This is a genomic window from Sedimentibacter sp. LTW-03 (assembly GCF_052059825.1).
Classification (GTDB): Bacteria; Bacillota; Clostridia; order Tissierellales; family Sedimentibacteraceae; genus Sedimentibacter.
Genome location: NZ_CP197180.1, coordinates 1,701,756 through 1,725,958, shown reverse-complemented (window position 1 = coordinate 1,725,958; position 24,203 = coordinate 1,701,756). Strand labels below are relative to the sequence as shown.

Genomic DNA, 24,203 nt, shown 5'->3' with positions numbered 1-24,203 from the left:
GAGTAAAACCATACACTGGGGAAACTGAAAACACAGGAGTAAAAAATGTGCATAATTTTGGTCAGAATGTTTGGTAAATAAAATGCTTATGATGTATAATTGAATAATCAACTTTATGGAGAGGTAAAAATGAGTGTTTCAATAACGAAGGCGATACTTCACATTCTTGATCCAAGTCTTGGAATTCCTGTTCTTTCCGAAAATCTCATGTCATTTAATGATCAGATGAGAGAATATACGGAAAAACACATCTTAAAGAGTTATAATGACGCAGATTTAAAGAAAACAAAATTTGTAAATCAAGATGGAATATTTTTAAAGCTGGTTAATCAATATTTAAAAAATGATGACTTTATAAAATTTTCAAGAGAGGTTTCTGAATTTTTCTTTAAGATAATAGCTGAAAACCCTGATATAAAACCTTGTGATTTGATGTTTGTACAAGCTAATGTATTTAACAAGGACTATATAGTGATACTTAAGCTCAATTACAAAAAAGGATATATCCATTTTACGAAGCAGGATGACACTACAAAAAATATTATAATAGAACAGCCTTGTTCATTGCCGGCTACATCACAAAAAATAGACGAATTCATATTTGTCGATTTAAACAGCCTTGATGTATTTGTAAAAGAGAGAAAATGCCAGGTTTATAATGAACCCAGCTACTATATTTCAAAGCACATACTTGAATGTAAGGAGGAGAAGCCTGACAAGGAAAAAGTGAAAATTATAACTCAAGCGACAGATAAAATTATCAAGGAATACTACGATGATGATATGCTTATGAAAAGCCGTGTAAAAAATATAATAAGAGAAAATGTTGAAGAAAAGTTGAATATAAACATAGAAGAAATATCTGAAAAAGCGTTTAAGGATGAGGCTGCAAGGAAGGTATACAACGAAGAAATTCAGATGAAGGGCATAAGAGAGCCGGAAATCAAAGTAAACTTTAACTATGCAAATAAAATAAAAACTAAGCAAAAATTTATTACCGATGAAGGAATTGAAATAAATATTCCTTATGAAATGTTGAGTGACAAGGAAAAGGTAGAGTTTATTACTAACACTAATGGTACAATTTCAATTATGCTGAAAAATATTGACAACATAGTTGACAAATAATAATGTTTGAACGCGTTAAAAAGGCGGCCTCTAAAAAGAGACAGCCTTTTTTGCATTTCGCAACCTTAATTTTATGCTGGTGGTACGCAGAAATATCTGCGACTATTGGATTATTCATCTTCATACAACAGCACATATTGGTTAGTTGATTTATCCTCATAAATTCTTTCAATTTCCGGTTCTACAAGAGTTAGAGGATTTTCCTCATAAGCAAGCCTGGCACATATTCCGCAGCTGGAACTGAGCTTTCTCGGTACAGGCTGCAAGGTGCAGGGTATGTTTAGTTTTTTCATTTTGCTGTCAAACTTTATTGCACCGGACTGAGTATGAAAAACTACTGTGTATTTCATTTTATTCCTCTGACAATAAATAAATCATCAGCTTCTTCTATTTCAACATTGAATCCATTGCTTAAAAGGTATTTTTTTACGTTTGTTTTTGAAGTGTTATTGTCTGTCAGCACTTCAATTTTATCTGCTCCCGTATTGCCACTCAGAGCTTTTTTTGTCATTAATACCGGCTGAGGGCAAGAAGTACCACATGTATCAATTCTCATTTTTTTCACCTCTTAACTATTTTTTTTAAGCAAATCTGAGTTTGCTATTGACAAAAGCAATATAAATGCAAAACATATTATAACTGCAATTTGTCCATTTGGAGTAGGTCCGTTTCCGCTTGAAGCCAAAGAAAAATTATGAGCAAATGCGGCACCGACTATCATTCCGAAGACTGTAACAGCTGAATCTGAATTTCCTTCACCTGAAAGTATAAGCTGTCTCAACGGGCAGCCGCCTAAAAGAACGGATCCCCAACCTACAAGAGCCATACCGAGGAAGTTCCAAAGGCCGTCAGTATGTGAAACAGGCTGTTCAGCAAACCCTAGGTTGAAGTTTCCGAGAACAAGATTGCCTATTGCTGTTACAACAATAATTGCAACAAAGCCAAGAAGCAAGTAATTCTGTTTGAACATTACTTTATCTCTGAGGCCTCCAACCATGCAAAGTCTTGTCTTTTGTGATAAAAATCCTACAATCAAGCCGCATACAAGTGCAATAAAAATTGGTGCATGCATGCTTCCAGGACCTTCTTCGCTGAAGAAAATGAACGCTGGTGCAGCCAGCAGAAGTATAAACAGTCCAACTGATGCAATAGGCATTACATATCCGTCAAATGAGGATGTTTTGTAATTTCTTTTGAGCGAAAAACCCTTATTTAAAAATAATATTCCCACACCTATTCCGGCCATGAAACCAACCAGTCCAACAATTGCATTTAGATCTCCTCCGCCTATTCTAAGTACCATTCTCAGAGGACATCCTAAGAACATCAGGGCGCCAATCATTACGGCTATTCCTATGAAAAATCTTGTAATTGGTGAAGATCCACCTTTAGACTTAAACTCTTTACCTGCTAAAGCGGCAATAAATGCTCCTAAGATTAATCCTATTATTTCAGGCCTTATGTATTGAACTACCGCCGCTCTGTGGAGGCCTAAAGCTCCTGCTATGTCTCTTTCAAAACATGCTATGCAGAATCCCATGTTTTGGGGGTTTCCAAGAGCAACTAATATTAAAGCTATGATTCCTACTGCTCCGCCGGCAAAAATTATACCTTTTTTGCTTTCAAAAAAAGGTATTTTTTCGTCTGATAATTTTTCTTTTTCCATTTCTTCCTCCTAACATATCAATAATTGTATTATATTTCACAATCTTTTGAAAGTAAAATAGAAAAAAGTTAAAAAAGCAGCACATTGCATAACAAACATTTATATTTTAAGAAAAAATGGATGTATTTTAATAATTCTACATTTGTTTTTGAAAATAACTCCTACTAATAGTTAAACATTTTAATTATTAAATGAGAAAAAGATGAAAAAAATTAAAAATCTTTTCTAAAAGTAGTTGACAAATTATAAATGAGTGGTATTATATAACCATAAGATTAGCACTCACCAGACGAGAGTGCTAACAAAATAAATTTAATAATAAAGGAGATGTTGAGCATGTCTGGATTAGTACCATTTAACAGAAAGAACAGAAGTTTAATGAGTAAGGATTTTGATGATTTTGGTAACTTTTACAACATGGTTGATGACTTTTTTAATTTTAACTGGCCATCAGGCAAGAATTTTATTAAAGATACCTTCAAGGTCGATGTTCAGGAAGACGATAAAAAATACTTAATTGAAGCAGAGCTGCCGGGTGTCAGCAAAGATGAAGTAAATATTGAAATGGATGACGGGAAACTAAGTATTAATGTAAAAAAAGAAGAAAATGTAAATGAAGAGAAGAAAAACTACATTCATAGAGAAAGACGTTACAGTTCAATGAGCAGATGCATTTACCTGGAGGATGCAAAATCGCAGGATATAAAAGCCGGCCTTGATAACGGCGTCTTAAAAATTGCGGTTCCAAAAGAATCAAGACCAAATAAATCTGTTAAAATCGATATTGAATAAAAAAGTAAAGGAAGCAGGTATTAATCTGTTTCCTTTACTTTTTTTGTGCTTTGTGTCATCTGTTATTTATGGCAGAATGATTATTAATTTTAACATTTGAGCTGAAATAATGATAATTATATGTTAAGATAATATTATTATTTCAAGGTGAGCATATTAATGGATATTCAGGTGTACTTGCTGATGATAATAAGTAGAATAAGGAATTCTTTTTAAAAATTTGGGAGATAAGAATGAAAGCCCCATTGATTTACAGCAATAATATATTTAAATTAAAAAAATGCATTGGCGCGCTTCTGAAGCAAGCGCATTTTCAGGAGGATTTATGGCTGACGTTTTGAAATTGAATCATGTGAGTAAAAGATTTGGAAGCAAGGAGGTACTTAAGGATATTAATTTTACGGTTAACAGCGGTGAAATTATAGGATATATAGGTTCAAACGGAGCCGGTAAAAGCACTACAATAAAGATTATACTCGGCTTGATTGACGATTATGATGGTGATGTATATGTATTCGGCGAAAATATCAAAGGACAAACCGACTATAAGAGAAAAATCGGGTATGTTCCCGAGATATCGGATATGTATGATAATCTCACAGCCTGCGAATATATTGGGTTTATAGGTATGCTTTACGGTATAGGATCTATTAAGGCGGTTTCAAAGGCAAAGGAGATGATGAGTGTATTTGGTATTGAGGAAGCTATTGACGGAAGGATTCACACATTTTCAAAAGGAATGAGGCAGAAGCTGTCTATTATAACTGGAATGCTTCATAATCCCGATATACTTTTTCTGGATGAGCCTCTTGGCGGTATAGATGCAAACAGCGTCCTTGTGTTTAAGGAAATTATTCAGGGCTTGAAAAATTCAGGAAAGACTATTTTTTATTCGTCACATATACTTGAGGTTGTGGAAAAACTCAGCGACAGGTTACTTCTGTTAAATGAAGGCAATATTGTCTTGGACGGCACAATGAACGAGGTTAGACAAAAGAAATCTGACTCTTCACTTGAATCTATATTTAATGATGTAACAGGTTTTCACGATCATGAAAAGCTTGCTCATAAGTTTATTGATGCATTTATGAGCTAGGAGGTAATTATGGAATTTATGTCTTTAAAAATTCTTGATAATTTTAAAGGTTTGTTTGGAAGATTAGGAATTGACTATGAAATGATGCGAATAATATTAAATACAAAGCTTTTGCTTGATTCAAGAAAAGCTCCTGTTATATCAGGGCAAAACAAAAAAAATGAAACAGAAAATCCTTCATTCATTAAGAGATACCTGCTTCATCTAATTTTTGGCTTATTTCTCGCGTTTTTCATATATTTTATAAATGATGAAATGATAAGAATGATATATTTTTCAGGGGCGATGTTTTTTATGACAACTATGTACCTGATTTCAGATTTTTCATTCGTACTTTTGGATACAAAGGATAAGAATATTCTAATGACCAAGCCTGTGGATAGCAAAGCTGTGTCTTTGGCAAAGGTTCTGCATATTTTGATATACATGTTTCGGCTCAATATCTTTCTTGCAGGCCCGTCTCTTGTAGCTATTGTAATGCTAAACGGAGTGTTGGCAATACCTGTGTTGTTGCTGGAAATTTTGTTTATGGATTTGCTTATATTTTTGGTTACGGCATTTATATATATTTTGGTGCTAAGATTTTTTGACGGAGAGTTTTTAAGGAATATAATTAATTATATTCAGATTCTGCTTACAATTTTGGTAACTGTAGGGTATCAAATTGCAATTAGAATGATTGATTTTTCTGATCTGCAAAATATAACCTATACTTTTAAAGTTTATAATTATTTAAATCCCATACTGTGGTTCGGCGCACCATTTGAAATCTTGTTCAACGGTGGCGATGAAATGTATCTGTACATATTTGTATTGTTATTAATTGTAGTCCCAGTAAGTTGCTTTATAGTGTATATAAAACTAAGCAAAAAAATGGAATCTCTTTTGCTCAAGCTGGAAAGTGACGGAGGTGAAAAGCCTTTGAGGCATCCGATTGAATCACTTGTGGGCAGAGTTTTAAACAGAAATGAGGTGACAAGGCAGTCATTTCATTTTGCAAATTCTGTAATTAGAAGCGATAGAAGCCTTAAGCTGAAAATATATCCTGCTCTGTCTACGGGAATTTTGCTTCCTGTACTCATGATATTTAATATGGGGGTCAGGGGAAAGGGCTATGAACCGCTTGGGTTTGAATATCTGTATCTTTACTTTAATCTGCTGATTATTCCTTCTGTCATAAACCTTGTACTGTTTTCATCCGCGTGGAAGGGTGCATATATATATGCTGTTACAGGATTTACCGATACAAAAAAGATGTTCAGAGGAATTTTAGAAGCAGTTGTAATACGTCTTTTTATACCTTTAATGATAGTGAACAGTGCAATTTATATAGTGCTTTTTAAGGATAGATTTGCTGTTGATATAGTTTCTATGCTGATTGCAACTATAGCAATATTTCCGGTGCTGGGGAGAATATATCTTACAGAGTTTCCTTTTTCAAGACCTATAGATGAATCAAACCAAGGTAAAGATATGGATAAATTTATTTATTCACTGGGAGTGATAGTATGCATAGTTATTATGCATGTTGTTTTTCGAAGATTCCAAATGGGAGTGTGGATTTATATCGGCCTAATGGCGGTTTTACTGCCGTTAAGTTGGATATTTGTTTCTCCTAAGGTTACTAAGCCAGTAAATGAAGCAAAGAAAATATGATAAAAGAGGGGATGCCATGATGGATGATTTAAAAAAGCGGAACTTTATTGTAAAAATGATACTTTTAATTGGGCTAGTTATGATTGTAGTCCTTAATTTCGATGCCGCTATTGGTGTGATGAGAAAAATAAATGCCGTTATTTCACCGCTTATATACGGTGCTGCGATTGCGTTTGTTTTGAATATTCTGGTTGTTTTTTACGAAAGAATATATTTCCCCAGGAGCAGAAACAAATTAGTCAATAAGTCTAAAAGAGGAATGAGCATACTTTTTTCTTTGCTGACAATTATTTTAGTAGTTATATTTTTTCTTAATATAGTCATACCGCAAATTGTCCAATTTGTATCTCTCTTGATAAAGGGATTCCCTGACGTTTATGACAGTGCTTTAAAATGGGCCATTGACAATTCGGACGTTATACCGTCACTGCAGAAAAAGGTGGAGGGCTTTAGCATGAACGGTGAAGAGGTGTTGAAAAAAAGCATGGAAATTCTGGGGAACTGGACATTCGGTACCGTATCATTTATAGGCTCTGCTTTTGGAGCTGTTATAAAATTTATACTTGCACTAACCTTCGGAATATATATACTGGCCGATAAGGAAGAATTGAAACGTAGATTTGATAGGCTATTTAAAGCATATATAAAACCAAGCACAAGAAAAAAACTTTATGAAGTTATGGAAACTGCAAATGATACTTTTTCAGGCTACATAGTGGGCCAGTGCAAGGAAGCTGTTATATTGGGAATTCTATGCACCATAGGAATGCTTATCCTTAGGTTTCCATATGCTAAAGTCATAGGGCCGGTTATTGGATTGACAGCGCTTATTCCGATGCTTGGGGCATATATAGGAGCAGTGTTGGGATTTTTATTAATAGTAACTATAGACTGGTTTCAGGCAGTATTGTTTCTTGTGTTTATAGTTGTGCTTCAACAGCTGGAAGGAAATTTTATATATCCAAAGGTTGTAGGAAGCAGTATAGGGCTTCCTGGAATATGGGTTTTTGCGGCTGTGGCCGTAGGTGGAGGTTTAATGGGAATAACAGGCATTTTGTTTGGAGTTCCGTTAGTGGCGACTGCTTACAAATTACTTAGAAAAGCTGTAAACAAAAGAAATGAAATATAAAGAATAAAGTATGCGGCCTGCCTTTTTATGACAGGCCCATAATTAGTATGTTTGAAAAAACACTCCGAAGTTAAAATGTAAAATCTACGGTTACAAAAGCTTCAATTTTAATATTTCCTGGCATGACCGGTGTAGATGATGCAAGTTGTTCCTGCCTGTAATATGGTTGTTGTATAGGAAGTGTACCGCTTTCAACTATTCTCATTGGAACAGGGTTGGCAGAAATTCCTAAATTCTGAGAAATTGATTTTGCTTTCTGAATAGCGTTCATCACGGCCATGTTAAGCGCTTGCTGGTAATAATATTCTTTGTTTGAGACCTCAAATGAAATCAGGTCGATTATGTTAGCTCCGGCATTTACAGAGGCATCTATTATGGTACCTACTCTGTCCATATTTGACGTTCTTATTTCCAGTATATTTTTTACAGAATATCCTTTGTCTATGCGTCTTCCGTCTTCATAGTCGTACATCTTGTCTATTGTGTACTGATACGTTTTAATGTCAGAAACACCCATCCGTTTAAGAATATCAATGATTGATTGAGTTTTTTGAGCGTTATCGGATTGAATATTGACCAAATTTTCTCCTGTTGTCTGCACGCCAAGACGCAGTACGGCTAAATTAGGAATTGCTGAAATCTGGCCCTGACCAGTCATTGTCATCGTCCTGTTATGTAAATTGTCGTTATAATATTTAGACATGAAAAGCTCCTTTCTGCAATATATTATTTATTATATGACAGAAGGCAGTCGGCTGTACCTGTTATAGCAAATATGACGTGTTAATGGTAAAAATTTTGTTAAATGAAACATATTCTAATGAGAAATTAACCAAATATTAATGGCGAACAATTTATTAATTGTTAAAATTATTGCATATGGCAAATAAATATATTATATTGTATTAAAGATACATAATCGGAGGTAAGTATGAAATTTTTATGGACAACAATTTTGGTGAATAATATGGAAGAAAGCTTGAAATTTTACCAGGAATTTTTAGAGTTGAAATTAGAAAGAAGATTCAGCGGAGCACCTGGAATGGAAATTTGTTTTTTAGGTGAAGGTGAGACAAAGATAGAGTTAATTTGTAATGAAAAAATAAAGAATATAAATCCAGGAAATGCGGTTACTCTTGGCTTTAAGGTTGATTCACTTGATAAGGCAGTTCAGTCTGTAAATAAAAGAGGAATTGAAATAAAAACCGGTCCTGTTCAGCCGAATCCGCATATAAGATACTTTATCATTCAGGACCCTAACGGAGTAAAGATACAGTTTGCAGAACAGCTTGACTGAAATCAGCAAATATAAAACTGAAATGCAGCATTTAATAAAGACGATATGAGGTTGGAGAATTTAATATATGAATGAAGATTGGAAAAAAAATATTGTTTTGTTTTTACTGAGCCAAATTATCTCATTGTTCGGGACTTCGTTGGTTCAATATGCAATAATGTGGTACATAACTCTTGAAACTCGGTCAGGAGTTATGATGACAATATCAATTTTATGTGGATTTCTTCCTATTTTTGTATTATCCCCATTTGCAGGGGTCTGGGCAGACCGTTACGACAGAAAAAAGTTAATTATTCTTGCAGATTCATTTATAGCGTTGGCGACACTCATTCTTGCAATTTTGTTTTACATGGGATATGAATCCATATGGCTGTTATTTGCTGCATCAGTCATAAGAGCCTTTGGCTCAGGAGTACAGACTCCTGCTGTTAACGCATTTATTCCTCAGCTTGTTCCCGAAGATAAGCTCACTAAGGTCAATGCTACTAACGGAAGTTTGCAGGCTATGGCTACACTGTTTTCTCCAATGGCAAGCGGAGCATTGTTAAGTTTGATAGGTATAAAAGTCATATTTTTAGTTGATGTTATAACTGCTGTAGTAGCAATATCAATTTTAGTTTTTTTTCTTCATGCTGCTCCACACGCAAAGGCATTGGAAGAGCATAAATTAAACTATTTTAAAGATATGAAAGAAGGAATAAAATATATTAACGAACGTCAATTTTTGAAGATATATTTTTCTTTTTTAGCTGTATTTTATGTATTGCTTGCCCCTCCGGCATTTCTGACACCATTGCAGGTCGCAAGAAGCTTTGGAAATGATGTGTGGCGTCTTACGACTCTTGAGGTTGTATTTTCGGCAGGCATGGTAATTGGAGGTGCTCTGATGGCATATTGGGAGGGATTCAAAAACAGAATACACACAATGGCGACAGCCTGTATTATTATAGGTGTGTGTACAGTGTTACTAGGCATTGTACCATATTTCTGGGTATATATTTCTATTATTTGTCTGTTCGGAGTAGCTATGCCAATACTTAATACTCCTGCCATAGTGTTGCTTCAGGAAAGGGTCGAAGCAAATTTTATGGGCAGAGTATTCAGCATTCTCGGAATGATATCAAGTATAATGATGCCTTTTGGAATGCTTGTTTTTGGTCCTGTTTCGGATTATGTAGAAATAGAAATTATTCTTTTGGTAACAGGTGGGATAATTATTGCAATGTCACTTTTCTTTGGGAAAAATAAAATTTTGATTGAAGCTGGGAAACAGGTACCGACTGATAAACTTGCACAGTAGGATGGAAATATTTATGGATATTATAAAAAAGCATTTAAGAAAGCTTGAAAAAAAAGAATTAAAAATTCTGAATAAAAAACAGGGAATTATGGGAGAAAAAATAGAACCCATAGTTAACAAAGTTGAGTCAAAAATACCAGATTCTTTAAAAAATACATTGGATGCGGCATTTTATAAGTCTTTTAAGCTTATTTTCAAAAATGGAACAAAGTATATTGAAAAACTGTACAATAAAAATAAAATACAATTCAATCACAATATTCATGACTACAACCTTAAAAAGAATTCAAATAGCAGAAGTATCAGGAGAATTGACGGGCATTCCAAAAAAAGTACTATGTTAAATGCATCTATTTCAACTCTGGAGGGCGCGGGCTTGGGATTATTGGGCATGGGAATACCTGATATTCCTCTTTTTTCGGCAATGATACTAAAAACCGTTTATGAGATATCATTAAGCTATGGGTTTCTTTATGAACTTGAAGAAGAAAAAATATATATTCTTAATATAATAAATGCTTCACTCACAAACGGAGAAAGACAGAGCAAATACAACCGAAGAGTGGATTTAATATCGGACAAAATAGATAATCATATTATGTTTAAATACGATTTGAACAAAGAAATACTAAATACATCAAAGATTTTATCAGATTCTATGCTTACAGCTAAATTTATACAGGGCATACCGGTTGTAGGCGTGGTGGGCAGCATATATAATTATTCGATAATAAATAAAATCAGCGGGTATTGTTTGATAAAGTACAAGAAAAGATATTTGAAAAATAATAAGAAATGATAAATTATAAAAATGCTTCTAAATACTTAATATGATACAATAAATAAAACAGATGAAATATAATCTCATTTGCGTGGGGTCAACAAGCCTGCAGCTTATGCAGATATGAACAAATTTTGAAACATTAGATAAAGCGGTGGAGAAATGTTACGAATTGCAATTTGTGATGACGAAAAAATTATATGCCGGCAGCTGGAGGACATGCTGCTGGAAATAGAAAACTGTATAAACCAGGAAATTGAGACGGATGTATATTATTCCGGGGAAGAGCTGTGCAAATCACTTAACAATAAAAGCAGGTATGATATAATATTGCTTGATATTGAGCTCTGCAAAATCAGTGGAGTTGAGGTAGGTAGGAAGATAAGGGATGAATTTGGTGATGAGCTTACTCAGATTGTATACATATCATTCAAGGAAAGTTATGCAATGGAATTGTTTGATATAAGACCACTTAATTTTTTAATAAAACCTGTCAGCATGGAAAAAATCAAAGAAGTTCTGCTGAAAGCGGTTAAGCTTCTCAATAAAGAGAATAAATTTTTTGAGTATAAAAACGGAAATGTTACAACCAACGTAAACATAAATGATATTTTGTATTTTGAAAGCAGGGGCCGCAAGGTCAATGTCATTCAGGATGGCGAAGTCAGCAGCTTTTACGGTAAGCTTTCAGAAGTTGAGGAGCAGATTAAGAATAATGATTTCATTCTGATACATAAATCATACTTAATAAATTTTAAGAAATGCATTGAACACACCTACGAGCATGTAAAAATGATTAATGGAGAAATTTTGACAATAAGTCAAAATAACAGAAAGACAGTCCGAGAAAAAATAATGCAAAGAAAGCTGAGAGAACGGCATGACAAATAATGTTGCTTCAGTATACCTTATAACAAATGCGTTCGGTACATATATAATTTATAGATTTATGCGCATTTTTTTTGATGTGGCTGAAACAGATAAGAAGGTAGAAGCGGTATCCTACTTACTTTATTTTTTTACTATAGGATTACTGTTCATTGCGTTTAACAATTCTACGCTTAATGTCTTTGCAAACTTAATTATGTTTTTTTTAATCACTTTTAACTATGAAGCTGCATTGAGAAAAAGAATTACAGTATCGATATCAATTTATGTTATACTTGCAATTATAGAGTTGTCCGTTGTATTGCCCATGCAATATTATGACATAACGATTATATCCAAGGATTCTGATCTCAAATTAATGGCCGCGCTAATAACAATAAAAATAATTACGTACAACATTATGCTTCTTTTGTCAAACTTTAAGAGGATTAAAAATGATGTTAAAGTTTCGGTTTTTCATTGGCTTTCAATATTTATAATACCTGCCGGTACATTGATTCTGGCATTGATGATGGTTATGAAAGCCAATCCTAATAACCTAACCGGAATAATTACAAGTGTGATTATACTTTTTATAATAAATTTATTTATATTTTACTTGTATGACTTTTTAATAAAATCTTATGATGAAAAAATGGAGAATGCTCTGCTTCAACAGCAAAATTATGCATATCTAGAGCAGCTTGAGATAATTAATCAATCAAAAGAAAATTTGAGAGTGTTCAGCCATGATATGAAAAATCATATGCTTTCAATAAAGACACTTATTGAAAATAATGAAAGCGAGAAGGCTCTGGATTATCTGAACAGTGTTTTTAAGTTCACAGATATAACGAATGAGTATTCCAAATCCGGGAATTTTGAGATTGACAGCATTCTTAATTACAAGCTCCATAATGCAAAATCTCTTGGTATAAATACGGATATAAGCATTAATGTTCCGGAGAGACTCAACATTTTGCCATTTGATTTAAGCGTAGTACTTGGGAACCTCCTTGATAACGCAGTAGAAGCAGTCTGCAAATGCGATGAAAAAATAATCAAAATAATGCTGGAGCTTGACAGGAATGTATTATATATAAGCATTTCCAATTCGTTTGCGGGAAATCTTCATTATGATGACGGCGTGCTGGCTACAACAAAATGTGATAAGCAAAACCACGGAATGGGAATTAAGAGTGTAATGAAGTCGCTGGAAAAATATAACGGTGCCATGGAGATACATCACAACGGCAATATGTTTTTTGTTGATGTGTTAATATATAATTGCTTGTAGGAAGTAAAGAAAATTTAATTATTACATAATTCCTGTTAATTATTACAATTAGCGTCGCACTTTATGTTTTTGTGATAGAATGTTCTCAGAATTATCATTAAATAACAATGGAGGATTTGCATTGAATGTCAATGATTATTTTAAGAAAATTTATACTGTGGCTTTTCGCCTTACAGGAGATGAAAAACGGGCGTCAGACATATCTCATAATGCAATAGACAATGTTTTTTTAGGTGAGTTATCAGAGAAAGTGCAGCCGCAGCTTTTCAAAAAAACTGCAGGTGAAGTTATTAGGCTGTTTGCGTTAGAATACATTAATGACAATAAGGTTTTTAAATATTCCTCAAGGCTGGAATCATATGATGAGCCGTTTCAATCCACGTTGATGTCTCTTGAACCAATAATGAGAATATCAATAGTGTGGAGAGATATTCTTGGATTTGAAATAGATGAAATTTCAGACAAAAATTATTCAAGACAAATACTTTATAAAGAGCTTAATGGTGCAAGATATCAAATAAAAACGCAATTGAAAAATACATTGCGGCAATAACCTGAACACTTAAGAAAATCAGGAGATATATTTAGAAAAAACTAACCTTGCATTAATGTAAGGTTAATTTTAATAATGTAAGATAATTCTATGGTTAATACTGGCCGATTTGGCTAATATTATTTATGAAACAGAGTTTAGAAATTTAATATTTGGAGAGTAAAATGAAAGTATTTAAAAGAAAAAAAGTATTAATTGCAGCACTTATTGTTATAGCAGCCTTGGCTGTTTTTACTGCCTTAAACAAGGATAAAGGCACAGCGGAAGTTTACGCTAATGCTGAAATTCTGGATACAAAGAGTATTGAGCAGATAATATCTGTAAAAGCTCCACTGGAGGGAATTGCAAAGGCAGATGTGGTGTCTCCATTAAACTATGAGATTATTGATATACGTGTCAAGGAAGGAGACATAGTTAAAAAAGATCAGGTATTGGCGGTGCTTGACAGCGAGGAGCTGGAAAAACAAATAGCTTCTGAAGAGAATCAGATAGAACTGTCTACCCTTGAACTTGACGAAAAGCTTAATGCTAAGCAGATAGAATATGACAATGCAATTCTTTCGGTTAAGGATCTTGAAGGAAATTATGAGCAGAACAAAGAGCTTCTTATAAACGAAATAATAACTCAGGAGGCATTTGACAAATTAGAAATGAGTTTGAAAGAAGCGAGAAAAAATCTGGAAAGCTTTAATGTAACAAACGGAAAAGTAGTTGCATCGTCTGCCGAGCTTAAGCGAATAGAAATCCAAAAGCAGGAATTGGAAAAGAAAAAAGAGGATCTTGAAAAAATATATGTTAAAAGTCCTATAGATGGTACAGTAACAAGAGTTAATGTAAATCTGGGAAGGTATGCCAAGGATACCGAAGACGAAAAAGCAATGTTTGTTGTTGAAAATCTCGACAAGCTTCAGATGAAGGTGTCTATCAGTGAGTATGATATAGGGAAGATAAAGACAGGCCAGGAGGTTGTTATACATTCGGATGTTATGGGAGCTGACACTGCGGAAGGAATTGTTTCCAGAATTTCTCCTACAGCTGAACAAAAAGATAACAATACGATGGAAAGAGTTATACCTGTAGTTATTGATGTAACAAAAAGGCCTGAAAATTTAATGGCTGGAGTTATTGCTACGGCAAAAATCAAAGTTGACAAGGCAGAGAATGTTTTTGCGGTTCCATCAGGAGCAATCATTACAGATGAAAACAATCAAAATAAAGTGTTTGTACAGCAGGATGATGGCTCAATAAAATCTGTGCTTGTTGATACAGGGCTCGTAACTGACCTTGAAACAGAAATAATAAGCAGTGAGCTTAATGCCGGTATGAAGGTTATTGTTAATCCGGATGCAAGTTTTACGGATGGTATGATTGTTACAATTAATGAAAATCAAGAATAAAGTAGGCGCAATATGAGCAATATGATATCTATTAGTAATTTAAATAAAACATACAAAAATGGTTCAGTTGAAGTTCATGCTCTTAAAGACGTAAGCCTGGAAATCAGTCATGGTGAATTTATAGCGATAATGGGACATTCAGGTTCGGGAAAATCAACTTTCATGAATATATTAGGATGTCTGGACAGGCCATCGTCAGGAGAATATCTGCTTGAGGGGATTAATATCAAAGACCAGACTCAGGATGAACTTTCGTTTATCAGGAACAAAAAAATAGGATTTGTTTTTCAGGCATTTAATCTCATACCTAGAACCAGTGTTCTTAAAAATGTGGAGCTTCCTATGGTATATGCCAAGACAAAATCTTCTTACAGGAAAAAAAGAGCGATGGAGCTTCTGGAAAAAGTAGGGCTGGCTGAAAGAATAAATCATCTGCCAAACGAATTGTCAGGGGGTCAGAAGCAAAGGGTTGCAATAGCCAGAGCTCTTTCAAATAATCCGCCCATTATTCTTGCCGACGAACCCACAGGCAATCTTGATACACAGGCTTCGGAAGAAATAATGGAGATATTTAAGACACTGAATAAAGAAGGAAGCAGTGTAATTTTGGTAACCCATGAGCCGGATATAGCAGAATTTGCGAACAGGATAATAGTTTTCAGAGATGGATGTATTATCGAAGACCGAAAGAAGGAGGCTGTAAGATGATTTGGATGGAAAATGTAAAAATAGCTGTTCAGTCCATAATATCCAATAAAATGAGATCTCTTCTTACAATGCTTGGAATAATAATCGGTATTAGTTCTGTAATTGCAATAGTGGCAATAGGTGACAGCATGAAGGGCGTTATGGATGATATATATAAGGACATAGGCAAAAATCGTGCATACATATATACTAACATAGAGGATTACCGTTCTACAGATTTTTTTAACAGGGATGATATGGAGCTTCTTAAAGAAAGATTTGGAGATAAAATTTCATATTTGTGTCCTTCAGAATCAATAAGAAGTGATGTTACTCATAATAAAAATATTATTAAACTTAGTATGGAATGTGTTGATTATAACTTAAGTGACGTACAGAAGATTAAGATGCTATACGGAAGAATGATAAACAAGAGTGACGTGGACAGAAAAAGCAAGGTGGTTGTCTTGGAGCAAAGCGCGGCTATGAAGCTGTTCAATAAAGAAAATGTAACGGGACAGACAGTAAGGGTTGAAATAGAAAATAATTTGGAAGATTTGCTTGTAGTAGGCGTATACAAGAATGAGGAGTCACCTGTTTTATCTATGCTGCAGGGGCAGAAAACCTATGAGGACAGCTATATACCTTATACTATGGCTTTTCCTGACAGCTATTCTTTTTACGGGTTGGATGTCTTTATCGGAGAAAAATATCCTGTAAGCCAAACAGGTGACGAGATACTGTCATATATAGCAGGGCTTAAGAACAGGCTGCCTGAAAATTACTGGTTTTATACAGTGGAGGAAGATCAGCAGACGGTTGATGGAATATTAGGTGGCATGTCCATAGCTGTTGCTGCCATAGCGGCCATATCCTTATTGGTTGGAGGCATAGGCATAATGAACATAATGCTTGTTTCGGTAACAGAAAGAACAAGGGAGATAGGTATAAAGAAGGCACTTGGTGCAAGAACAAAAGATGTTTTGTTTCAGTTTTTGATTGAGTCTGCTACATTGTCGGCACTTGGAGGAATTGTTGGAACGTTGTTGGGCATCGGACTTGTTATGCTTGGCGGAAAAATAATCTCGCTTCCTATTGTTGTAAATCCTGTATCAATAGTGGTAGCCGTAGCCTTTTCTATGATAATTGGTGTATTTTTCGGATACTACCCTGCCAGAAAAGCAGCAAAATCCGACCCTATTGATGCTTTAAGATATGAATAAGTCATCGACACTTCATTTGTAATGAAAGGGAAAGTAAATGGCTTTAATAGGCAGAATAGAAAACAAAAAAGGAAATTTAGCTACAATTTTAGTAAAAAAAGAATTACCCTGTGGAGATAATTGCAGAAAATGCTCCGCAGGGTGCATTTTTTTGGTATATATATACAAGCAAATGTAGTTGAAGACATAAAGCCCGGAGACTATGAAACAATTATAGAAAAGGGCAGTTTCGTACTGGATTCCAGAATTATGTTTTATGCAATATCCACAATCATTATTGTAGGTTCTGTAACCGCGGTTCAGATGTTTCCATGCATTCAAAATAAGGCAAAGAATTTTACCGTAGGAGAGAAACATAATCCTAGATAGACGTACAATATTTTGTGTGTAAACATAAGAATAAGAATGCATCAATAGAATAAATATATAAATATGCAAGAATATGAAAAAATATTTGACACAACCTTCAAAAAGTGCTAATATACGTTTATGTTAAAAAATATAAGGACAATTTTGGAGGATAAAATGAAAAAGGTAATATCTATTATATTAATGATGACCATGGTTTTTGTTCTGTCAACAGGATGTAGCTCCGATTCAGGCAGTGAACAGCCTGCAGAGACACCAGCCGATGTTGAAAATAATAAATTAGTAATGTACACTAATGCGGAATTTGCTCCATTTGAGTATTTTGAAGGAGAAAAGGTTGTGGGTGTTGATCCTGACATAGTTCAGGAAATAGCTAATGAAATGGGAAAAGAGCTTGTTATAGAGCATACGGATTTTGACAGCCTCATTCCTTCACTTGTAGCAGGCAAAGCTGATTTGGTGGCTGCAGGAATGACTATAAACCCTGAAAGGGCAGAAGAAGTTGATTTTTCAATACCTTATGTTGAATCAATTCAAAATATTATTTCCAAAAATGATGCTGAGATTACAACCATGGAAGATTTAGAAGGTAAGAAGATCGGTGTACAGTTGGGGACTACGGGAGACCTTGCTATAAGCGATGCAGTAGATCTTGAGGACGGAGACTTGTACAACACAGGCGCGGAAGTAAAGACATATGCAAACGCATTGGAAGCGGCACAGGATTTATTGAACGGAAGAATTGATGCGGTTATTGTAGATGAAATGCCTGCAGAAGAAATTGTAAAAAATAACAGTGAAGAGTTAGTAACATGCATATTTGGAGAAATAAGCGAACAATACGGAATAGCGGTAGAAAAAGGCAATACAGAGCTGCTTGAGGCTGTAAACAAGACTCTTCAAAAGCTTTTAGATGAAGGTAAGATTGAAGAGCTTATAGCTAAGCATTCTAATTAGGATTGGATTAAGGACGATCTGCTTGCGGAGATCGTCTTTTGTTTGCAGAGGAGTGAGATTTTGTTAGACGAATTTATAATAAACTTTACTAAGACATTTATTAAGGATGCAAGATATAAATTATTTCTTACGGGTATAAAGAATACAATATTAATTGCTCTTTTTGCCACACTTATGGGAATATTAATAGGGTTGATAGTTGCAGTTATTCGATATAGCGCCAAAAATAACAAAAAAATGTATATTCCGGACTTGATTTGCAGGTTATATGTCACTGTTATTAGAGGAACGCCTGTGGTTGTACAACTTTTAATAATGTACTATGCAGTATTTGTAAATATGGATAATACTATATTTATAGCAATCATGACTTTTGGAATTAATTCAGGAGCCTATGTTGCAGAAATAGCGCGAGCAGGAATTGAATCTGTCGATAAGGGTCAGATGGAAGCAGGATTATCACTTGGCCTCAGTAGCAACAGTACGATGTTTCACATAATACTTCCTCAGGCTGTAAAAAACATATTGCCTGCATTGGGAAATGAGTTCATTGCTCTTTTAAAGGAAACTTCAGTAGTTGGATTTATTCCTGTTATTGATTTGACCAATGCTGGAAATCTAATTCGAAGCAGGACATACGAGCCATTCTTTTCGCTGTATACAGTAGCTATAGCATACCTTGTAATGGTTCTTGGTATGGGTGCAGTGCAGAAAAGATTGGAAAGGAGGCTTTCTCAAAGTGATAGAAATTAAAAATGTAAACAAAAGCTTTGGCGAGAACCATGTTTTGAAGAATGTGAATACTTCTGTCAGCAGAGGTGAGAAAGTTGTAATCATAGGCCCATCTGGATCTGGAAAGAGCACGTTATTAAGATGCATGAACCTGTTGGAGATTCCAAATTCCGGAAACATATTTTTTGAAGGTGAAGCTATTACAGATAAAAAATGCAAAATAAATAGCGTAAGGCAGAAAATGGGGATGGTGTTTCAACATTTCAATCTTTTTCCTCACTTAACAGTATTGGAAAATATTACTTTGGCTCCGGTTAAACTGGGCCTTCAAACTAAAACTGAGGCAGAAGAGATTGCGGTAAAGCTTTTGGAAAGAATAGGACTTGCAGATAAGAAGAATGAATATCCCAATAAGCTTTCAGGAGGACAGAAGCAAAGAATAGCAATTGTAAGATCGCTTGCTATGAAGCCGGAAATAATGCTTTTTGACGAGCCTACATCGGCTCTTGACCCCGAAATGATTGGAGAAGTGCTTAATCTTATGAAGGATTTGGCGGAGGAAGGCATGACGATGGTTGTTGTTACTCATGAGATGGGCTTTGCGAAAAGTGTTGCAAACAGAATATTATTCATGGATGACGGGCAGATATTGGAAGAAAATAATCCAAGTGACTTTTTTACAAATCCCAAGCACGAAAGAGCAAAGGAATTTCTGTCCAAGGTTTTATACAATATATAAAATCTGACTGATATTTTATGAATGGATAGTTTATGAAATCTATCCAGTTAATTTCAGAAGATCTGTAGAAACAAATTACTATTTGTTTTAAATTTAGGGTTAAATTCGCACAAATAATTGATATTGCAATAATAGAATTATTTTTATGATTAGTTTTTTTATGTTAAAAAATTCTGTAATAACATGCAATTTTAAGTTTTGTAATATAGACTTGCATGCCGTAATTTGTTCTGGTATAGTGATGATGACATAAATTTAAGGAAGCGTATTTAATTTAAATGAACAAAATGAATAAGAAACAGATAAACAATGAAATTAACAGGTGGCAAATGTCCGAATCTATTATGATAGGTATACTTTTAGCCTTTTCAGGAGGATATATGGATGCATATACCTATGTTTTCAGAGGTAAGGTTTTTGCCAACGCACAGACAGGAAATATTATACTTCTTGGAATAAATATTTCAGGATTAAATTATTCGGAAGCTGTAAGGTATCTGATTCCAGTAATATCATTTATAGCTGGTGTTTTTACTGCACAGATGTTGAAGCTTAAGTTCGGTAATACCAGAAAGATTCATTGGCGTCAAATCGGAATACTGGTAGAGATTATTATAATGCTGGTGGTGTCTCTTATGGGAACTGACCTGAATCTGGTTGCTAACAGTATGATTTCTTATGCATGCGGAATTCAAGTTCAAAGCTTTAGAAAGATACACGATAATTCTTTGGCTACGACTATGTGTATAGGAAACCTGCGTACGGCTACAGATTTACTTTGTGGCTCAATAATTAAAAAAGACACTTCGTTATTTCACAGAAGCATATTTTATTACGGAGTCATATTTATATTTACAATCGGTGCAATTTCAGGTAAAAACTGCATTGCAATACTTGGGCAACAGGCAATACTTGTAAGTGTAGTAATTTTATCGATTGTATTTCTATTTATGTTTTTCGAAAAAGAGGTCGAGATAGATATATTAAGAGCAGGTCAAAAAAATAAAAGAAAGTTCAAATGAACTTTAAAAAGTTAAACTTTATAATTAATATGATTTAATTGTTACGCCTTATTTAATTGAACTTGAAAAACTCCCGAAGTGCCAGTCAATAAATGTATGACTTTTGCTTCGGGAGTATGTTTTTTCTTATTTCTTAACAAGTTGCAGATCTACTGGTATCATGCTTTCAACCTGCTCACCATTTAGGATTTTTACTGCTGTTTCAACACCCAGAGAACCTATTTCCTTTGGAAGCTGCTCAACTGTTGCTGCCATCTCTCCGCTTTCAACCGCTGCTTTTGCATCGTCGGTGGCATCGAAACCTACAACAAGTATATCTCTTTTTGAAGCTTTAATAGCTTCTATGGCTCCTAGAGCCATTTCATCATTGTGAGCAAATACGGCATTTATTTCAGTCTGAGCTTGAAGAATATTTTCCATTACTGTCAGCCCCTCAGCTCTGTCAAAGTTTGCTGTTTGCTTTGCAACTACCTCAATATCTGTTTCACTTATTGCTTCGTTAAATCCTTGGCCCCTGTCTCTTGCTGCAGAAGCACCTGGGATGCCTTCAAGCTCAACAACTTTTCCATTTCCGCCCAGAAGCTCAACTATGTATTCTCCTGCCAGTCTGCCGCCTGCAACGTTATCGGATGCAATGTGAGATACAACTTCACCGCCGTTAGCACCTCTATCCAAAGTTATTACAGGTATGTTTGCATTGTTAGCTGCTTCAACGGCGCTTTTAACAGCATCGGAATCTGTAGGGTTAATCATGATGATATCAACACCTTGGTTAATTAAATCCTCTACATTTGACATTTCTGTAGCGGAGTCGTCCTGAGAGTCAAGAGTAACAAGTGAAACTCCCAGTTCCTGAGCCTTTGCCTTGGCACCTGCCTCCAAGTCTACAAAGAAAGGATTGTTTAATGTTGAAATTGCCAGTCCTATGGTTTTTGTTTCTTCGCCGTCTGGATTTTCATTTTTACCGCATCCTGTAAACAGAGACAGTATCATTAGCGTTACAACAACAAAACTCAAAAATTTTTTCATAAATTCCTCCCTAATTAAAAGTTTTATTTTTATCTTGATAATTTTTGTTTTCTATCAAGAAGTACAGCGGCAAGTATTACTATGCCTTTTGCAACATCCTGGTAATAAGAGGATACTTGCATTAAGTTCAGGGCATTGTTCAGTACGCCGATTATGAGAGCTCCTATTGCCGTACCTGCAATTGTTCCTATCCCTCCAGCCATGCTTGTTCCTCCAAGAACAACTGCAGCAATAGCATCAAGCTCATATCCTGCTCCTGCCGTGGGCTGTGCTGAGCCCAACCTGGCTGTAATCAATATTCCAGCCAGTGCGGCCATCATTCCTGAGGCTGAATATACAAACAGCTTAACGCGGTTGGTTTTAATTCCAGAATAAATTGTTGCTTCCTCATTGGAACCTGTTGCATAAATATATCTTCCTATGCGGGTGTGATTTAGTATATAGTATGCAATGATAAATACTAATATCATTATATAAACTGGAATAGGTATTGGGCCGATAAAGCCTGAACCTATTTCTCCGAAAGCTTCGGATGCTTCTGTGCTTCCAGTGCTTATTGGTCGTCCTTGTGTAAATACAAGAATTATACCTCTTAGCAGAGTAACGGTGCCCAGAGTTGCAATAAAAGGTTGCAACCGTCCTGCGGTAATAAGTGTTCCGTTAAGAAATCCTATAAATGTTCCCAGCAGGAGAACGACAATTACAGCAATAAATACATTTGTGCCAGATGAAATCATGGCAGCCGCCACAGCACCACAAATTCCCAAAACCGATCCAACAGATAAATCAATCCCGCCAATTAGTATTGCAAACGTCATTCCAGTAGCTATTACAGCATTAATTGATGTTTGCCTTAGAACAGTAAGAATATTGCCCCAAGTCAAAAATCTGGGGTTGAGAATTGCAACAATAATTGAAGTGATAAGCAATACTATCAGAGGTTTGTTTTTAAGCAGCTTTTTTAATAATTTATTCATTATACTACATCCTTTCCTACGGCGAGGGTCATAATTGCCTCCTGTGTAGCATCCTTTTGCTGCAAAAATCCAGAGATCTTTCCCTCGTGCATGACCATTATTCGGTCGCAAATTCCAAGGATTTCAGGTATATCGGAAGACACTACTATAATGCACATGCCTTTGGTTTTGAATTTATTTATTAAATCGTAGATGTCTTTTCTCGCTCCAACGTCAACTCCACGTGTAGGCTCATCCAGAATGAGTATTTTCGGATTTGTATTTAAGTTTTTTGCAATGGATACTTTTTGCTGGTTTCCGCCGCTTAAATATTTTAAAAGCTGTTGTGTCCCGGCAGTTTTAATTGACATTGTTTCTATATAATTATTTGCCGAAGTTTCTTCCTTGCTTCTGTTGATTAAGCCTGTAGCATTTGTAAATTTTTTAAGAGATGATAGAGTTATATTTTCTCGTACATTCATTTCGTTTATTATTCCGTTAGATTTCCTGTCCTCTGAAACATATGCTATACCCAAATTTAAGGCATTCATGGAAGATGAAATTTTTACTTTTTCACCATTTAAGAAGATTTCCCCATTGTATGGATAGATTCCATAAAGAGTTCTCATAAGTTCGGTTCTTGAAGAACCCATTAAGCCTGCTACACCTAGTGTTTCGCCTTGTCTTATCGTAAATGAAACATTTTTTACAAACTGATTCGAAAGGTTTTCCACTTTCAAAACTTCAGGGCCGGCCACCGTTTTAATTCGAGGATATTGCTCATTAAGTTTTCTGCCAACCATCATTTCAATTACTTTATCTTCATCAGTTTCCTTAATTGATTTTTCTCCGATTAACTCTCCGTCTCTCAATACTGTTACATCATCACAAATTTCAAATATTTCCTGAAGTCTATGAGATATGTACACAATGCTTTTTCCTTCAAATTTCAAGTCATTTATTACATTAAATAATTTTTGTGTTTCTGATGGGGTCAAGGCACCGGTTGGCTCATCCATGATGATAACATTTGCATCAATAGAAAGTGCCTTTGCAATTTCAACCAATTGCTGCTTTCCTACACTTAAGTTTTTAACTAATTCTTTGGGGTTCTCATTTAGCCCTAATTTTTTCAGCCAGTATTCAGAATCAGAGTAAAGTTTGCTCCAAAGAATTCGCCCACGTGCCGATACAGGCTCTCTTCCCAGGAATATATTTTCTCCTATGGACAGATCTTTGACCAAGTTTAGCTCCTGATGTATAATGGCGATTCCGGCTTGTTGAGAGGATCGTGTATCATTGAAATTAACTTGAAGCCCGTTCAGATAAACTTCGCCGCTTGTTTTTAAGTAAACTCCGGTAAGTATTTTCATGAGGGTTGATTTTCCGGCTCCGTTTTCTCCTACAAGAGCCATGGCATGCCCTTTATAAATGTTGAAATTTACATTTTTTAATACATTAACACCTGAAAAATCTTTATTGATATGTTTCATGGATACTGCAATGTCTTTCAATTAATCACCACCCGGA

Annotated in this window: 26 protein-coding genes; 19 read left to right on the top strand and 7 right to left on the bottom strand. The window is 34.9% G+C overall.

Annotation, left to right across the window (positions count from 1 at the left end; all coding sequences use genetic code 11):
• The first annotated feature begins 129 nt into the window (after positions 1–129).
• Positions 130–1,128, top strand: a complete 999-nt coding sequence (locus ACS3UD_RS08635) for a nucleoid-associated protein (RefSeq protein ID WP_308140005.1) — start codon at positions 130–132, stop codon at positions 1,126–1,128.
• 110 nt (positions 1,129–1,238) lie between these two features.
• Here the strand turns inward: ACS3UD_RS08635 and ACS3UD_RS08630 are convergent, their stop codons facing one another.
• From ACS3UD_RS08630 to yedE, 3 genes are read right to left on the bottom strand one after another with little or no spacing between them, the layout of a single operon-like run.
• A complete protein-coding gene (locus tag ACS3UD_RS08630; RefSeq protein WP_308140006.1) occupies positions 1,239–1,478 on the bottom strand; it encodes a DUF3343 domain-containing protein in 240 nt (79 codons plus the stop codon).
• Positions 1,475–1,684: a sulfurtransferase TusA family protein gene (locus ACS3UD_RS08625; RefSeq protein ID WP_308140007.1), complete on the bottom strand. Its 210-nt coding sequence runs from the start codon at positions 1,682–1,684 to the stop codon at positions 1,475–1,477. Before ACS3UD_RS08625 ends, ACS3UD_RS08630 begins: the two co-directional genes overlap by 4 nt.
• Before the next feature lie 12 nt (positions 1,685–1,696).
• Positions 1,697–2,794, bottom strand: coding sequence for a YedE family putative selenium transporter (gene yedE / locus ACS3UD_RS08620; protein ID WP_308140008.1), 1,098 nt, complete (start codon positions 2,792–2,794; stop codon positions 1,697–1,699).
• A gap of 336 nt (positions 2,795–3,130) precedes the next feature.
• Here yedE and ACS3UD_RS08615 point away from each other — a divergent pair, with 336 nt between their 5' ends.
• The 4 genes from ACS3UD_RS08615 to ACS3UD_RS08600 all read left to right on the top strand — a co-directional run bounded on the left by ACS3UD_RS08615 (position 3,131) and on the right by ACS3UD_RS08600 (position 7,467).
• Entirely contained in the window at positions 3,131–3,586 is a 456-nt protein-coding gene (locus tag ACS3UD_RS08615; RefSeq protein WP_308140009.1) for an Hsp20/alpha crystallin family protein, read from the top strand.
• Between the two features lie 325 nt (positions 3,587–3,911).
• Positions 3,912–4,682 carry an ABC transporter ATP-binding protein gene (locus ACS3UD_RS08610; RefSeq protein WP_308140010.1) on the top strand — a complete coding sequence of 257 codons (771 nt, stop codon included), beginning with the start codon at positions 3,912–3,914 and terminating at the stop codon, positions 4,680–4,682.
• Positions 4,683–4,691: 9 nt separating this feature from the next.
• Entirely contained in the window at positions 4,692–6,338 is a 1,647-nt protein-coding gene (locus tag ACS3UD_RS08605) for a hypothetical protein (RefSeq protein ID WP_308140011.1), read from the top strand.
• Positions 6,319–7,467 carry an AI-2E family transporter gene (locus ACS3UD_RS08600; RefSeq protein ID WP_308140012.1) on the top strand — a complete coding sequence of 383 codons (1,149 nt, stop codon included), beginning with the start codon at positions 6,319–6,321 and terminating at the stop codon, positions 7,465–7,467. The genes ACS3UD_RS08605 and ACS3UD_RS08600 overlap by 20 nt, the downstream gene beginning before the upstream one ends.
• A gap of 70 nt (positions 7,468–7,537) precedes the next feature.
• Here ACS3UD_RS08600 and ACS3UD_RS08595 read toward each other — a convergent pair whose 3' ends face one another.
• Positions 7,538–8,170: an SIMPL domain-containing protein gene (locus ACS3UD_RS08595; protein ID WP_308140013.1), complete on the bottom strand. Its 633-nt coding sequence runs from the start codon at positions 8,168–8,170 to the stop codon at positions 7,538–7,540.
• A gap of 228 nt (positions 8,171–8,398) precedes the next feature.
• Between ACS3UD_RS08595 and ACS3UD_RS08590 the strand changes: the two genes are divergently transcribed.
• From ACS3UD_RS08590 to ACS3UD_RS08525, 14 genes are all read left to right on the top strand, one after another.
• Complete coding sequence (locus ACS3UD_RS08590) at positions 8,399–8,764, top strand: VOC family protein (RefSeq protein WP_213924220.1); 366 nt, start codon at positions 8,399–8,401, stop codon at positions 8,762–8,764.
• 67 nt (positions 8,765–8,831) lie between these two features.
• Positions 8,832–10,064 (top strand): MFS transporter, encoded by a 1,233-nt coding sequence (locus tag ACS3UD_RS08585; protein ID WP_308140014.1) that lies wholly within the window; start codon positions 8,832–8,834, stop codon positions 10,062–10,064.
• Between the two features lie 13 nt (positions 10,065–10,077).
• Positions 10,078–10,863 carry an EcsC family protein gene (locus ACS3UD_RS08580; protein WP_308140015.1) on the top strand — a complete coding sequence of 262 codons (786 nt, stop codon included), beginning with the start codon at positions 10,078–10,080 and terminating at the stop codon, positions 10,861–10,863.
• 144 nt (positions 10,864–11,007) lie between these two features.
• Positions 11,008–11,736: a LytR/AlgR family response regulator transcription factor gene (locus ACS3UD_RS08575; RefSeq protein ID WP_308140016.1), complete on the top strand. Its 729-nt coding sequence runs from the start codon at positions 11,008–11,010 to the stop codon at positions 11,734–11,736.
• On the top strand, positions 11,726–13,009 hold the full coding sequence (locus ACS3UD_RS08570; protein ID WP_308140017.1) for a sensor histidine kinase: 1,284 nt from the start codon (positions 11,726–11,728) through the stop codon (positions 13,007–13,009). Before ACS3UD_RS08575 ends, ACS3UD_RS08570 begins: the two co-directional genes overlap by 11 nt.
• Before the next feature lie 121 nt (positions 13,010–13,130).
• A complete protein-coding gene (locus ACS3UD_RS08565) occupies positions 13,131–13,562 on the top strand; it encodes a hypothetical protein (RefSeq protein WP_308140018.1) in 432 nt (143 codons plus the stop codon).
• 164 nt (positions 13,563–13,726) lie between these two features.
• Positions 13,727–14,959, top strand: coding sequence for an efflux RND transporter periplasmic adaptor subunit (locus ACS3UD_RS08560; protein ID WP_308140019.1), 1,233 nt, complete (start codon positions 13,727–13,729; stop codon positions 14,957–14,959).
• Positions 14,960–14,971: 12 nt separating this feature from the next.
• Positions 14,972–15,667, top strand: a complete 696-nt coding sequence (locus tag ACS3UD_RS08555) for an ABC transporter ATP-binding protein (protein ID WP_308140020.1) — start codon at positions 14,972–14,974, stop codon at positions 15,665–15,667.
• A complete protein-coding gene (locus ACS3UD_RS08550; RefSeq protein WP_308140021.1) occupies positions 15,664–16,869 on the top strand; it encodes an ABC transporter permease in 1,206 nt (401 codons plus the stop codon). The genes ACS3UD_RS08555 and ACS3UD_RS08550 overlap by 4 nt, the downstream gene beginning before the upstream one ends.
• Positions 16,870–16,998: 129 nt before the next feature.
• A complete protein-coding gene (locus ACS3UD_RS08545) occupies positions 16,999–17,238 on the top strand; it encodes a hypothetical protein (RefSeq protein ID WP_308140022.1) in 240 nt (79 codons plus the stop codon).
• Positions 17,239–17,394: 156 nt separating this feature from the next.
• On the top strand, positions 17,395–18,195 hold the full coding sequence (locus tag ACS3UD_RS08540) for a basic amino acid ABC transporter substrate-binding protein (RefSeq protein WP_308140023.1): 801 nt from the start codon (positions 17,395–17,397) through the stop codon (positions 18,193–18,195).
• A 60-nt stretch (positions 18,196–18,255) separates the two neighbouring features.
• A complete protein-coding gene (locus ACS3UD_RS08535) occupies positions 18,256–18,948 on the top strand; it encodes an amino acid ABC transporter permease (protein ID WP_308140024.1) in 693 nt (230 codons plus the stop codon).
• Entirely contained in the window at positions 18,935–19,666 is a 732-nt protein-coding gene (locus ACS3UD_RS08530; protein ID WP_308140025.1) for an amino acid ABC transporter ATP-binding protein, read from the top strand. The genes ACS3UD_RS08535 and ACS3UD_RS08530 overlap by 14 nt, the downstream gene beginning before the upstream one ends.
• Before the next feature lie 278 nt (positions 19,667–19,944).
• Positions 19,945–20,688 (top strand): YoaK family protein, encoded by a 744-nt coding sequence (locus ACS3UD_RS08525; protein WP_440977754.1) that lies wholly within the window; start codon positions 19,945–19,947, stop codon positions 20,686–20,688.
• A 126-nt stretch (positions 20,689–20,814) separates the two neighbouring features.
• On the opposite strand, the gene rbsB is transcribed toward ACS3UD_RS08525, so the two are convergent.
• Genes rbsB through ACS3UD_RS08510 form a run of 3 tightly spaced genes read right to left on the bottom strand, consistent with a single transcriptional unit; the run spans position 20,815 to position 24,187 of the window.
• The gene (rbsB, locus tag ACS3UD_RS08520) at positions 20,815–21,717 is read right to left on the bottom strand and encodes a ribose ABC transporter substrate-binding protein RbsB (protein ID WP_308140027.1); all 903 of its coding nucleotides are present in this window, start codon (positions 21,715–21,717) and stop codon (positions 20,815–20,817) included.
• Positions 21,718–21,746: 29 nt separating this feature from the next.
• Positions 21,747–22,694 carry a ribose ABC transporter permease gene (gene rbsC, locus ACS3UD_RS08515; protein ID WP_308140028.1) on the bottom strand — a complete coding sequence of 316 codons (948 nt, stop codon included), beginning with the start codon at positions 22,692–22,694 and terminating at the stop codon, positions 21,747–21,749.
• The gene (locus ACS3UD_RS08510; protein WP_308140029.1) at positions 22,694–24,187 is read right to left on the bottom strand and encodes a sugar ABC transporter ATP-binding protein; all 1,494 of its coding nucleotides are present in this window, start codon (positions 24,185–24,187) and stop codon (positions 22,694–22,696) included. The genes rbsC and ACS3UD_RS08510 overlap by 1 nt, the downstream gene beginning before the upstream one ends.
• Positions 24,188–24,203: the final 16 nt, after the last annotated feature.